This window comes from Burkholderia pseudomultivorans, assembly GCF_902499075.1.
In the GTDB taxonomy this organism is placed as follows: Bacteria; Pseudomonadota; Gammaproteobacteria; order Burkholderiales; family Burkholderiaceae; genus Burkholderia; species Burkholderia pseudomultivorans.
The window spans coordinates 1-12927 of sequence record NZ_CABVPP010000103.1 but is presented as its reverse complement, the minus strand read 5'-3'; the positions used below and the strand labels follow the sequence as shown (position 1 = coordinate 12927).

The following is a 12927-nucleotide window of genomic DNA, read 5'->3' as shown; positions in this document are numbered from 1 at the left end:
GCCCCGCTCCCGCGACGGCGCCGCGCCCGCCGGTGCGGCCAGTCGCCGGAAGCGGCGCCGCCGGCACGCCTGCGGACCTGTCGCGCCGCCGTACGGCGACACCGCCGCCGAAGCGCGCGCCGCTCTATGCGTGGGCGGAAAAGCCGGCGGCGCCGATCTCGCCGGCGCCGAGCGTTCATGAAACGCTGCGCTCGATCGAGGCCAGCACCGCGCAATGGGCGGCGATGGCCGGCGCGCAGCAGCCGGGCGACACCGCACGTGCGGCGGCAGCCGGCGTGGCCGGGATCGCGGCGGCGGGGAACGGCATTGCTGTGCCGTTCTCTGCGAGCGAATCGGACGGGATCGTTTCCGGCATTGCCGACCATGCCGCGCATCATGGCGACCAGGCGGTCGTACGCGAGGCGGCACCGACCGCGCACGACGACGATGCGCCGATCGTACTGGACGCGTTCGTGCCGGTTGAACCGGAAGGCTTCGCTTCGACGATCGGCGTAAGCGCGCCGACGACGTTCGGAGCGCCCGCGCAGGAAGAACTGCCGCGCAGCAGCGTCGACGATCCTCGCGCGCTTGCGCCCCACGCTGGCAACGAGATGCAGAGCAGCGTTGCGGCCCCTGTCGTGCCGACGTTCGACGCCGCGCCGGCGTCCGCGCCCGATGCGGCGATCGATCTCGCGCCGTGGGAAGACTTTGCCGGTCAGGCGGCCGCTGCGTTTGGCGCGTCGGCCGACGGTTCGTCTGATGCGCTGTCGTCGCCCCTCCCCGCTTCGTCGATCGGTGAAACATCGGCGAGCGTGGTGCGCGACGCCGCTCCACTCGCATCGACGCCAGTGGCGGCCGATCCCGCAGCGCAAGCCATCGAGCCGGCGGCAGCCGGAAGCGTCGCGACGAAGCCCGTCGCCGATGCCGGATCGTCGCCTGCATCGGCGCGGGACGGGGTGCAGCCGGCTGCGAAGCCGGCGCCGGCTTCGGGCGCCACTGCGGTCGCATCGACGCCGAAATCCGCGGTGGCTCGACCATTCGCAGCCGCGACGACCGCCGCGGCCGCCGCGTCGTCGCCTGCCGACGCCGCATCGGGTTCGACGCTCGCGGCTTCCGCGGCGAAGAGCGTGCCCGTTGCGGCGACCGTTTCGTCGTCCGTCGGCTCGACGGTGTCCGCTGCCGGCTCCGCGACGCCGGTATCGGCCGCGAACACCGCAGCCATTGCGGCGACGCCTTCGTCCGTCGAGGCGGCAACATCCTCGACCGGTTCCGCAGCGCAAGTACCGGCATCCGCCGCATCCGTTGCCACGACGACCTCGCCTGTCGGCACGGCAGCGGCGACATTCGGTTCGCTCCCGCAGCCGACCGCATCGGCATCGAGCGACGGATCGTCGCCGATCGGCGTCGCGCGTGCGGCAACCGATGCGATTGCCCGTCCGTCGGCGCCTGTCGCGCAGCCCGTTGCCGCGCCGTCATCCGCTGGCGCCGCGGGCTCGGCATCGGCTTCGTCGACGCCTGCCGGCACGTCCACGTCGGTCGGCGTCGCGCGCACCGCGTCCGGCTCGGCTTCGCAATCGTCGGTGCCCGCACCTGCGGTCTCCGGCCTGACGTCGGCGAACGCGCTGCCCGGCTCGACAACCATGCAGCCTTCGGCAACGCCCGTCGCCAATACCGCGCCCCGCACGCCGGCTACGGCGCCGCTTACGGCAAGCGGCACGCCCACGCCTCAAGCGTCGGCCATCGCGCCGACACTGTCCGCCGCGATCGCGTCCCCGGCGGCGCAACCGAGCGTCGCGGTATCCGCGCATCCCGCAACGACGACCCCGGCGCCGGCCGCTCAGTCGAATCGCGCAACCGACGTCCCCGCTGCCGCTGCTACGCCGTCCGCCACAACCGGAACGGTGCGAACCGCGATCGATGCGCCTGTCGTCGCGACGTCCGCCGCAACGCCTGCGCTGCCCACCGCTACCGCCCCGATGACGACGGGAACCGCCGCTTCCGTTCGCTCGGCGACCAGCCCTCTCGCGACGACGACCGGCGCGACCGCCGGCGCCCTCGCGACGGCTGCCGCGCCGGTGTCGCCGACATCGCCCGCGGCCACGCTTTCCGCCAGCTCCGCTGCACCGGCCGTACCCACCGGTACGCCGGGCACGCCCGCCGGCGTCGAGACGGCCGCGCTGGCTACTGCACCGGTCGCATCGACAACACCTGTCGCCGCAACCTCGCCCTCCGTCGCCCAGGCCGCGCCGTTCACGACACCGGCCGGCCCTGCCCTCGCACCGGCAAACGGAACCGCGTCGAGCGCCGCCGCGGCGCCGTACGGACTCACGCAGAGCATCCCGGCAGCACCGTCGAGCGGCGCAGTGCCGCATAGCGCAGCGGCACCCGCCGCTGCATCGCCCGCGCCGCAACCGCCGGTCGCCCCCGCCGCGACCATCGCACCCGCGTCCCTCCCGGCTACGCCAGCTGCCACCGTTGCCGGCACAAACCCGCTCGCGCCGCCGGTCGCCAGCCCGACCGCCGCTGCCGCACCCGCGGACTCGCCCGCACCGGCAACGGCCGCCCCGAGCGCCGACACCGCAGCACCCGCGCCGACGCCCGCCGCCCCCGACACACCTGCCCGCCAGCCGCGCCCGAACGCGTTCGAATTCCACGCGCCCGCGTCGTTCGACGTCGAACTGCCGACGCTCGACCTGCTCGAGCCCGCGTCGGACGACATCGAGACGATCAGCGACGAACACCTCGCGCAGACCGGCCAGGTGATCGAGCAGCGCCTGCAGGAATTCAAGGTGCCGGTGACGGTCGTCGGCGCGTCGGCCGGCCCGGTGATCACGCGCTTCGAGATCGAGCCCGCGCTCGGCGTGCGCGGCAGCCAGATCGTCGGGCTGATGAAGGATTTGTCGCGCGGCCTCGGTCTCACGTCGATCCGCGTCGTCGAGACGATTCCCGGCAAGACCTGCATGGGCCTCGAACTGCCGAACGCGAAACGCCAGATGATCCGGCTGTCGGAGATCCTCGAGTCGCGCCAGTACCAGCATTCGACGTCGCAGCTGACGATCGCGATGGGCAAGGACATCACCGGTCATCCGGTCGTCACCGATCTCGCGAAGGCGCCGCACATGCTCGTCGCGGGCACCACCGGTTCGGGCAAGTCGGTCGCGATCAACGCGATGATCCTGTCGCTGCTGTACAAGGCGACGCCCGACGACGTGCGCCTCATCATGATCGATCCGAAGATGCTGGAACTGTCCGTCTACGAAGGGATTCCGCACCTGCTCGCGCCGGTCGTCACCGACATGAAGCTCGCGGCGAATGCGCTGAACTGGTGCGTCGGCGAGATGGAGAAGCGCTACCGGCTGATGTCGGCCGTCGGCGTGCGCAACCTCGCGGGCTTCAACCAGAAGATCCGCGACGCCGAGGCGAAGGAAAAGAAGATCGGCAATCCGTTCTCGCTGACGCCGGACGATCCGGAACCGCTGTCGACGCTGCCGCTGATCGTCGTCGTGATCGACGAGCTGGCCGACCTGATGATGGTCGCGGGCAAGAAGATCGAGGAGCTGATCGCCCGTCTCGCGCAGAAAGCGCGCGCGGCCGGCATCCACCTGATCCTCGCGACGCAGCGTCCGTCGGTCGACGTGATCACCGGCCTGATCAAGGCGAACATCCCGACCCGCGTCGCGTTCCAGGTGTCGTCGAAGATCGATTCGCGCACGATTCTCGACCAGATGGGCGCCGAATCGCTGCTCGGCCAGGGCGACATGCTGTTCCTGCCGCCGGGCACCGGCTATCCGCAGCGCGTGCACGGCGCGTTCGTCGCCGACGAGGAAGTGCACCGGATCGTCGAATACCTGAAGCAGTTCGGCGAGCCGCAGTACGAGGAAGGCATTCTCGACGGCCCCGCGGCCGACGGCGCGACGCAGGACCTGTTCGGCGACGCGCCGGACGCGGAAGCCGATCCGCTGTACGACGAGGCCGTCGCGTTCGTCGTGCGCACGCGGCGTGCGTCGATCTCGTCGGTGCAGCGGCAGTTGCGCATCGGCTACAACCGCGCCGCGCGTCTCGTCGAACAGATGGAAGCGGCGGGGCTGGTGTCGTCGATGGGCATCAACGGCAGTCGCGAGGTGCTCGTGCCGGCCGCGGCGGACTGAGCGATCGATCCGGCCGATACCGCGCGAGCGGCCGCCACCGGAACCCGCGAAACCGGCGCGCGCGCCGGCCTCGCGAAATGCCAAGGGCGCTGCGGTTCGCCCGCAGCGCCCTTTTCATTTACTGCGGCACCGCCACCAGCTTGAAATCGACCGGCTTGCCGACCGAGACCTTCTGCGGATTCGCGCCCAGCAGGCCGGTGTCGACGTCGCGGCTGAACACGTAGAACGTGTCGCTGTCCTGGTTGCCGACGATCAGCCACTTGCCGGTCGGGTCGATCAGGAACTCGCGCGGCGTGCGGCCGAGGCTCGACTGACGGCCGACCGTCTTCAGCCGGCCGTCGGCCCGGTTCACCGCGTAGATCACGATGTCGTTCGCGTCGCCGCGGTTGCTCGCGTACAGGAAGCGGCCGTCCGGCGACAGATGGATCGCGCCGCCGCCGACCTTGCCCTTGAAGCCCGGCGCCGTCATCGATACGGTCTCGACCGGCGTCAGCTTGCCGTCGTGATAGCCGAACACCTCGACCGACGCGTTCAGCTCGCTCGTCACGTACGCGAACCGGCCGTCGGCGCTGAACACCATGTGACGCGGCCCCGAGCCGGCCTTCACGGGCGTGTAGCGCGTGTCGGTCGGGCTGATCAGGCCGCGGCTGCCGTCCACCGTGTAGCGGTAGCCGTAGATCTTGTCGGTGCCGAGGTCCTGCACGAACAGATAGCGGCCGTCCGGCGAGAACACCGTCGAATGCACGTGCGCGCCGTCCTGGCGGCCCTTCACCGGCCCCGTGCCTTCATGGTGCACGGTCAACACGGCCGGCCCGACCGCGCCGCCGTTGCCGATCGGGAACACCGCGAAGCTGCCGCCCGGATCCGCCGCGACCGAATAATTGGCCGTCACGAGGTATTTACCGTCCGGCGACAGCGCCAGATAGCAAGGATCGTTCCCTTCCGAAGAAACGCGGTCGATGAAGGTGAGCGCTCCCGACTTCGCGTCGAAGCGGAATGCGCTGACGCCGCCGCGCTGGTCGGCCGGCCCGTTGTCGCCGGGCAGTTCGTTGACCGCGTAGACGGTCTGACCGTCGCGGCTAGGCAACAGATAGGACGGATTCACCGTCTTCGCCGACGACACCGGCGCGACGCTGCCGGTTTTCGTATCGAAACGGTAAACATAGATCCCGTCGCTGCCGCCGCCGGTATAGGTGCCGACGAGCAGGTTGTAGACGCCGTCGGCCGGTGCCGGCGATTGCTGCGCAAAGGCATGGGTCGCGGACAGCGAAAGCACGATCGCGAAACCTTTCATCCAGTGAGCGAACCTAAGCGGGAACCCTCGTGTCGAAGCGCGCGCGTCATGCTCGCGTAAACGGTTGGGCATTGAATCCTCCTTGCGTCGAGTCGCTTCAAGTGTTGAGATAGGACGAAACGCCGGCCGTTCATGCGCTCCGCCGCCCGGCCGAGTATACGGGCCGTGGCGCCCGGGCGTGAAGCCCGCTCGCCGTAGTCCGCATTGTGAACTCGATACCCAAGGACCGCCGCCCATGCCCGCCCTGATCGAAGACTACGCCCTCGTCGGCGACGGCCACACGGCCGCGCTGATCGCAAAAGACGGCTCCGTCGACTGGCTGTGCTGGCCCCGCTTCGACTCGGGCGCCTGCTTCGCGGCACTCGTCGGCACCCCCGAGCACGGCCGCTGGCTGCTCGCGCCGGCCGCCGACGCCGCGATCACGCACACGACCCGCCGCTATCGCGGCGACACGCTGATCCTCGAAACCGACTACGAGAGCGCCGACGGCGCCGTGACCGTGGTCGACTTCATGCCGCCGGGCAACGGCTGGTCCGAACTGGTGCGGATCGTCGTCGGCCGGCGCGGCGCGATGAAGATGCGCATGGAACTGGTGTTGCGCTTCGACTACGGCTTCTCGATCCCCTGGGTCACGCAGCTCGCGCGCGAGGACGGCATGAAGGCGATCGCCGGCCCCGACACGGTCGTGCTGCGCACGCCGGTGCCGCTCACCGGCAAGAACCTGCACACGCTCGCCGAATTCACGGTGAACGCCGACGAGCGCGTGCCGTTCTCGCTCGGCTACGCGCCGTCGCACCTGCGGCTGCCGCCCGCGCGCGATCCGCTGTCGATGCTCGCGCGCACCGAGAACTACTGGCTCGAATGGTCGGGCCGCTGCCAGGTGCAGGGCCGCTACGCGGCCGCCGTGCGCCGCTCGCTGATCACGCTGAAGGCGCTCGCGTACGAGCCGACCGGCGGCATCGTCGCCGCGCCGACCACGTCGCTGCCGGAGAAGATCGGCGGCAACCGCAACTGGGACTACCGCTTCTGCTGGCTGCGCGACGCGACGATCACGCTGCTCGCGCTGATGCGCGGCGGCTACTACGACGAGGCGCGCGCCTGGCGCGCGTGGCTCGGCCGCGTGATGGCCGGCTCGCCCGAGCAGATCCAGATCATGTACGGGATCGCCGGCGAGCGCCGGCTGCCGGAGATGGAGCTCGACTGGCTGCCCGGCTATCAGGATTCGAAGCCGGTGCGGGTCGGCAACGGCGCGGCGAACCAGCTGCAGCTCGACGTGTTCGGCGAGGTGATGGCCGCGCTGCACCTCGCGCGCGTGGGCGGGCTGCAGGCCGACGATACGGTGTGGTCCGTGCAGTGTGCGCTGCTCGATCATCTCGAGAAGATCTGGCAGGAGCCCGACGAAGGCATCTGGGAAACGCGCGGCGGCCGCCGCCATTTCACGTTCTCGAAGGTGATGGCGTGGGTCGCGTTCGACCGCGCGATCAAGTCGGCCGAGATGTTCCGCCTGTCCGGCCCGCTCGATCGCTGGCGCGCGATGCGCGAGCGGATTCACGCGGACGTGTGCGAGAAGGCCTGGCACGAGGAGAAGCAGGCGTTCGCGCAGAGCTACGGCAGCGACGAGCTCGACGCGAGCGTGCTGCTGCTGCCGCTGCTCGGCTTCCTGCCGCCGGAAGACCCGCGCATCGTCGGCACGGTCGACGCGATCGAGCGCGAATTGCTGCACGACGGGCTCGTGATGCGCTACCGCACGACCGAGTACAACGACGGCCTGCCGCCCGGCGAAGGCACGTTTCTCGCATGCAGCTTCTGGCTCGTCGACAACTACGCGCTGCTCGGCCGGATCGACGACGCGCACCGGCTGTTCGGCCGGCTGCTCGGGCTGTCGAACGACCTCGGGCTGCTCGCGGAGGAGTACGACCCGGTCGAGGGGCGGCTCGTCGGCAACTTCCCGCAGGCGTTCTCGCACGTCGCGCTCGTGCATACGGCCATGAACCTGATGCACCACGAAGATGCGATGGCGCGCGCGGCCGGCCAGCCTGCGCCGGCCGTGGCCACGGGCCGCTGAAACCGGCGTTCGGGGCTTCGTCAGAGAACGTCAAATCGCAAAAGTTTGATGAAATATCGGGGAAATGTTGCATTGCACCACCGATCGTTGTCCGATATGATCGACGCGATTGTCCGGCCGCAGTGCAACATGGCCGGCCGCTGACCCACACGGCACGCGGCGACGCCCCACGCCGCCATTGCGCACCGTCCCCCACGCGGGAGTAGCCTGCATGCTTTACCAACTGCACGAATTCCAGCGAGCGATGCTGAGCCCGCTCACGGCCTGGGCCCAGGCCGCATCGAAATCGTTCGCCAACCCGTCCAGCCCGTTCTCGCTGATGCCCGGCGCGCCGCGCATGGCGGCTGCCTACGAGCTGCTGTACCGGCTCGGCAAGGATTACGAGAAGCCGGAATTCAACCTTCACCAGATCGTCAAGGACGGCCACAACATTCCGATCGTCGAGCAGACGATCATCGAGAAGCCGTTCTGCCGGCTGCTGCGTTTCAAGCGCTATTCGGACGATGCCGAGGCCGTCACGCAACTGAAGGACGAGCCTGTCGTGCTGGTCTGCGCGCCGCTGTCGGGCCACCACTCGACGCTGCTGCGCGACACCGTGCGCACGCTGCTGCAGGATCACAAGGTCTACATCACCGACTGGATCGACGCGCGGATGGTGCCGGTCGAGACCGGTCCGTTCCACCTGCACGACTACATCGCGTACATCCAGGAATTCATCCGCCATATCGGCGCGCGCAACCTGCACGTGATCTCGGTGTGCCAGCCGACGGTGCCGGTGCTCGCGGCGATCTCGCTGATGGCGAGCCGTGGCGAGGATACGCCGCTCACGATGACGATGATGGGCGGCCCGATCGATGCGCGCCGCAGCCCGACCTCGGTGAACTCGCTGGCGACGCAGCATTCGCTGTCGTGGTTCGAAAACAACGTGATCCACACGGTGCCGGCGAACTATCCGGGCGAAGGCCGCCAGGTCTATCCGGGCTTCCTGCAGCACACCGGCTTCGTCGCGATGAACCCGGAACGCCATGCGCAATCGCACTGGGATTTCTACCAGAGCCTGCTGCGCGGCGACGAGGAAGACGCGGAGGCGCACCGCCGCTTCTACGACGAGTACAACGCGGTGCTCGACATGGCCGCCGAGTATTACCTCGAGACGATCCGCGTGGTGTTCCAGGAATTCCGCCTCGCCGAAGGGACGTGGGAAGTCGACGGCGAACTCGTGCGTCCGCAGGACATTCGGCGCACCGCGCTGATGACGATCGAAGGCGAGCTCGACGACATCTCGGGCAGCGGCCAGACGCACGTCGCGCACGAGCTGTGCACCGGCATCCCGCAGGACCACCGGCGCAGCCTGACCGCAGAGAAATGCGGCCACTACGGGATTTTCTCCGGCCGCCGCTGGCGCACGATCATCTACCCGCAGCTGCGCGACTTCATTCGCGAGCATGCGCCGGAGCCAAAGCCCGGCGCGGCCAAGGATCGCCCCGACGCACCGACGGCCAAGTCGCTCGCGGCCGTGCCGGCCGCCGACAAGGCGCAGGCCGAAACCGCCCGCGCGACCGCCGCGAAGCGCACGCGCGCGAAAGCCCCGGCCGCGGCGCCCGCGAAGGCGGCCGCTCCCGCCGCGAAGCGCGCGGGCGGCACGCGCGCGAAGCCCGTTCGCGCCCGCAAGGCCGCCTGACGCCGCGTTCCGACGCAAAAACGCCGCCGTGTGCATAGCACGGCGGCGTTTTTGTTTCTGCACCCGATGGCGCTACGGGCTGCGCCCGGTCAGCGCCGCAGCAGGTAAGCGAGCAGCACCTCGGTGTTCATCCTGACCATTTCCGCGCGCTCGTCGGCTTCGCTGAAGTCGCGGCCGAGCGTCGCCGCGAGCGTGAAGCGGTTCGACACGATGTAGTAGCCAAGCCCCGACAGCGTCACGTAGAAGCGCAGCGGATCGACGTCGCTGCGGAACAGCCCGGCCTTCTGGCCGCGCGTCAGCACGTTGGCGAGCATCGACACGATCGGCGACATCATCTCGCGGATCCGGGTCGACTTGTGCAGGTAGCGCGCTTCGTGCAGGTTCTCGTTGTTGATGAGCCGCAGCAGGTCGGGATGGTCGCGGTAGTAGTCCCAAACGAAATGCGCGAGCCGCGTGACGGCTTCGACGGGGGCGACGCCATCGAGATCGAGCACGCGTTCGGCTTCGGTGAGCGCGGAGAATGCGTGTTCGAGCACGGCGGTAAACAACTGCTCCTTGCTGCCGAAGTAGTAATAGAGCATGCGCTCGTTGGTCTCGGCCCGCCGCGCGATCTGGTCGACGCGCGCGCCGAACAGCCCTCCACTCGCGAACTCTTCGGCCGCCGCCATCAGAATGCGACGGCGCGTACCTTCAGGATCTCTTTTGATTTTTGGCTGATTCATGGTGGCGTTTTGCTATGTGAGCCGCTTGATCCGGACCGGTACCCCCACCGCCTCGGCGCCGGCCGCCGTGGAACGGACGCGCCGCGTGCGGCCGCCCTCCTGCTGCGCTCCTGCAAAAAAGCGGTTCGATTATGCGCACAGACGGCGTCCAGCGCAATGCGGGAAATCGGCGATAATCTGGGTTTGGCAAACCTTTCCGGCCGCACCCGCTGCGGCCGAGAGCCATTCGGCGCCACAGCGCCCGTTGTCACCGTGACCGATTCCAAGACACTCGCAGATCGCATCGAAGATCTGCTTCCCCAGACCCAATGCACGAAGTGCGGCTATAACGGCTGTCGTCCGTACGCCGAGGCGATCGCCGCCGGCGACGCGAACTACAACCAGTGCCCGCCCGGCGGCGCCGAAGGCATCGCGCGCCTCGCGGGCCTGCTCGGCAAGCCGGTGATTCCGCTGAACCCGGTGAACGGCAGCGAGCATCCGCGCGCGGTCGCGTTCATCGACGAAAGCCTCTGCATCGGCTGCACGCTGTGCATGCAGGCCTGCCCGGTCGACGCGATCGTCGGCGCGCCCAAGCAGATGCATACGATCGTCGAGTCGCTGTGCACCGGCTGCGACCTGTGCGTGCCGCCCTGCCCGGTCGACTGCATCGCGATGGTGCCCGTCACCGACGAGCGCACCGGCTGGGACGCGTGGACGCAGGAACAGGCCGATGCCGCGCGCGAACGCCACGACCGGCGTCTCGTCCGCCAGCGCCGCGAGCGCGAGGCGGCCGAGGCGCGTGCCGCCGCACGGCGCGCCGCCAGCACGAGCGCCGCGAAGGCGGGCGCGGAACCAGTTGCACCGGCCGCCGAGGACGATGCCGCCGCGAAGAAACGCGCGATCATCGCCGCCGCGCTCGAACGCGCGCGCAAGAAGAAGGAAGAACTCGCGTCGCAGGGCGCCGCGCCGAAGAATACCGAAGGCGTGAGCGCGGCCGTGCAGGCGCAGATCGACGCGGCCGAAGCGCGCCGCAGGCGGCTCGCCGAACAGCGGGCCGCGCGCGATGCGGAGGCGGCCGGGCCGGCATCCGGCGACGACGCTCCCGCAGCCAACGACCAGGACGACCCCGGCCCGTCCGCGCCGCCCGACAAGAACGCTCCATGAACGCCAGCAAACGACGCGCGATCTACGAAACGCTGCAGAGCCTCAATCCGCATCCGACCACCGAACTCGAATACTCGACGCCGTTCGAGCTGCTGATCGCGGTGATGCTGTCCGCGCAGGCGACCGACGTGTCGGTCAACAAGGCGATGCGCAAGATGTTCCCGGTCGCGAACACCCCGCGACAAATCGTCGCGCTCGGCGAGGAAGGCGTCGCCGACTACATCAAGACGATCGGGCTCTACCGGACCAAGGCGAAGAACGTCGTCGCGGCCTGCCGGATCCTGCTCGAACACTACGACGGCGAGGTGCCGGCCGACCGCGAAGCGCTCGAAAGCCTGCCCGGGGTCGGCCGCAAGACCGCGAACGTCGTGCTGAACACCGCATTCGGCCAGCCGACCATCGCGGTCGACACGCATATCTTCCGCGTCGCGAACCGCACGGGGCTCGCGCCCGGCAAGGATGTGCGGGCCGTCGAGGCCGCGCTCGAGAAGTTCACGCCGAAGGAGTTCCTGCAGGACGCGCATCACTGGCTGATCCTGCACGGCCGCTACGTGTGCAAGGCGCGCAAGCCCGAATGCTGGCACTGCGCGATCGAGCCGCTGTGCGAATTCCGGCCGAAAACGCCGCCGCCCAACGAATAAGCCGGCAGCATCGGCCGACGGGCTGTCACGCGAGCCCGGTCGATCGCGGCGAGCCGCAACGGGTTCGCCCGACTGCCCCGCAGCCCGGCAAGCGCCCGGGCATATGCACCCGCGCGCCGGCCCGGCCCGTCGAACCGGCCGGCCCCGCGCCCTCTCCAGCCGGCTATGCGTTCGACGTCGCGGTCGCGTCGTCGGCCGCCGCACCGCCCGCGCGCACCAGCGCCAGCACGGCCGCCAGAATCGCGACGCCGCCTGCCCACTGCATCGGCGACAGCGCCTCGCCGAACAGCAGCGCGGCCAGCGCGACCGTGACGACCGGCTCCAGCGTCGACAGCATCGACGTGCGCGCGGCCCCGAGCCGCTGCAAACCCGCAAAGAACGCGAGCATCGCCGCGACCGTCGACACGAGCGCGATCGCGAGCATCGCGGCCCAGCCGCCCGCGTTCGCCGGCCAGCGCGGCGGCGCGTCGAATGCCGCGGTCCGCACGACGGCGATCGCGACGAGCGTCGCGGTCGCCGACAGGCAGATGATCGCGGTGGTCGCGAGCGGATCGACGCCGCGCGTCGCCTTCGTGCCGCCGACGATATACAGCGAATAGATCACCGCGGCGGCCAGCGCGAGCGCGATGCCGAGCGGCTCGCCGTGACCGCCGCCGACCATCAGCGCCGAGCCGGCGACGCACAGCACGAGCGCGACGGCCTTCGCGCGCGTGAGCCGCTCGCCGAGCCACCACGCGGCAAGCAACGTGACGAATGCCGGATACAGGTACAGCAGCAGCGCGACGAGGCTCGCCTGCGCATGCTGGAGCGCGCTGAAATAGCAGAACGACTGCCCGACGTAGCCGAGCGCACCCATCGCGACGAGCGGGATCAGCGCGCGGCCGCGCGGCCAGGCGACGCCGCGGTGCCGCGCGATCGCGGCCAGGATCGCGCCGCCGATCGCGAAGCGCACGATCAGCAGGCCGAGCACGTCGACGCCGGCCGCATACGCATAGCGGCCGAAGATCGCCATCGCACCGAACGCGGCGGCGGACAACGCGACGTAGAGTGCGCCCTGCAGCGCGGCGGAAGACGAGCGGGTGGCGACGGTCATGGCGGTACGGGCACGCGCGATGCGCGGCAACGGGAAAGACGGGACGATGGAGACCGTCGGAGTGTAGCGGGAGTCGGGATGCGGGCCTAGCAGGCTGTTGAAATTGGATACGGTGTAAACGGGCCCTGAGGGCAGTGCGTTAGAGATATCGTGTTCATGAT

General features: G+C 69.7%; 9 protein-coding genes and 1 pseudogene. 6 read left to right on the top strand and 4 right to left on the bottom strand.

Going from position 1 to position 12927, the window contains the following annotated elements; translation table 11 throughout:
* Positions 1–181 (top strand): hypothetical protein (locus BST28156_RS35250; protein WP_217451831.1); only part of this gene is annotated, 181 nt, incomplete at its 5' end.
* 513 nt (positions 182–694) lie between these two features.
* On the opposite strand, the gene BST28156_RS35245 is transcribed toward BST28156_RS35250, so the two are convergent.
* Entirely contained in the window at positions 695–1621 is a 927-nt protein-coding gene (locus BST28156_RS35245; RefSeq protein ID WP_174904509.1) for a ribonuclease E domain-containing protein, read from the bottom strand.
* Positions 1622–2090: 469 nt separating this feature from the next.
* On the opposite strand from BST28156_RS35245, the pseudogene BST28156_RS35240 reads away from it, so the two are divergent.
* Positions 2091–4127: pseudogene (locus BST28156_RS35240) on the top strand (DNA translocase FtsK); the annotation flags it as partial.
* 118 nt (positions 4128–4245) lie between these two features.
* On the opposite strand, the gene BST28156_RS33810 reads toward BST28156_RS35240, so the two are convergent.
* Positions 4246–5493 (bottom strand): lactonase family protein, encoded by a 1248-nt coding sequence (locus BST28156_RS33810; RefSeq protein ID WP_155640610.1) that lies wholly within the window; start codon positions 5491–5493, stop codon positions 4246–4248.
* A gap of 163 nt (positions 5494–5656) precedes the next feature.
* Between BST28156_RS33810 and BST28156_RS33805 the strand changes: the two genes are divergently transcribed.
* Positions 5657–7486 carry a glycoside hydrolase family 15 protein gene (locus BST28156_RS33805; RefSeq protein WP_174904514.1) on the top strand — a complete coding sequence of 610 codons (1830 nt, stop codon included), beginning with the start codon at positions 5657–5659 and terminating at the stop codon, positions 7484–7486.
* Positions 7487–7697: 211 nt separating this feature from the next.
* Entirely contained in the window at positions 7698–9167 is a 1470-nt protein-coding gene (locus BST28156_RS33800) for a polyhydroxyalkanoate depolymerase (RefSeq protein WP_174904513.1), read from the top strand.
* An 89-nt stretch (positions 9168–9256) separates the two neighbouring features.
* Here BST28156_RS33800 and BST28156_RS33795 read toward each other — a convergent pair whose 3' ends face one another.
* On the bottom strand, positions 9257–9889 hold the full coding sequence (locus tag BST28156_RS33795; RefSeq protein WP_060240872.1) for a TetR/AcrR family transcriptional regulator: 633 nt from the start codon (positions 9887–9889) through the stop codon (positions 9257–9259).
* A 156-nt stretch (positions 9890–10045) separates the two neighbouring features.
* On the opposite strand from BST28156_RS33795, the gene rsxB reads away from it, so the two are divergent.
* Both rsxB and nth read left to right on the top strand, forming a co-directional pair.
* Positions 10046–11032, top strand: coding sequence for an electron transport complex subunit RsxB (rsxB, locus tag BST28156_RS33790; RefSeq protein WP_174904512.1), 987 nt, complete (start codon positions 10046–10048; stop codon positions 11030–11032).
* Positions 11029–11673: an endonuclease III gene (nth, locus tag BST28156_RS33785; RefSeq protein WP_174904511.1), complete on the top strand. Its 645-nt coding sequence runs from the start codon at positions 11029–11031 to the stop codon at positions 11671–11673. Before rsxB ends, nth begins: the two co-directional genes overlap by 4 nt.
* 163 nt (positions 11674–11836) lie before the next feature.
* On the opposite strand, the gene BST28156_RS33780 is transcribed toward nth, so the two are convergent.
* Positions 11837–12766 (bottom strand): DMT family transporter, encoded by a 930-nt coding sequence (locus BST28156_RS33780; protein ID WP_174904510.1) that lies wholly within the window; start codon positions 12764–12766, stop codon positions 11837–11839.
* Positions 12767–12927: the final 161 nt, after the last annotated feature.

Coding starts and splice junctions, on each gene's coding strand:
- BST28156_RS33795 (WP_060240872.1), bottom strand. CDS start 9,889: ATGAATCAGCCAAAAATCAAAAGAGATCCTGAAGGTACGCGCCGTCGC.
- BST28156_RS33810 (WP_155640610.1), bottom strand. CDS start 5,493: ATGCCCAACCGTTTACGCGAGCATGACGCGCGCGCTTCGACACGAGGG.
- rsxB (WP_174904512.1), top strand. CDS start 10,046: ATGCGGGAAATCGGCGATAATCTGGGTTTGGCAAACCTTTCCGGCCGC.
- BST28156_RS33780 (WP_174904510.1), bottom strand. CDS start 12,766: ATGACCGTCGCCACCCGCTCGTCTTCCGCCGCGCTGCAGGGCGCACTC.
- nth (WP_174904511.1), top strand. CDS start 11,029: ATGAACGCCAGCAAACGACGCGCGATCTACGAAACGCTGCAGAGCCTC.
- BST28156_RS33800 (WP_174904513.1), top strand. CDS start 7,698: ATGCTTTACCAACTGCACGAATTCCAGCGAGCGATGCTGAGCCCGCTC.
- BST28156_RS35245 (WP_174904509.1), bottom strand. CDS start 1,621: ATGGTTGTCGAGCCGGGCAGCGCGTTCGCCGACGTCAGGCCGGAGACC.
- BST28156_RS33805 (WP_174904514.1), top strand. CDS start 5,657: ATGCCCGCCCTGATCGAAGACTACGCCCTCGTCGGCGACGGCCACACG.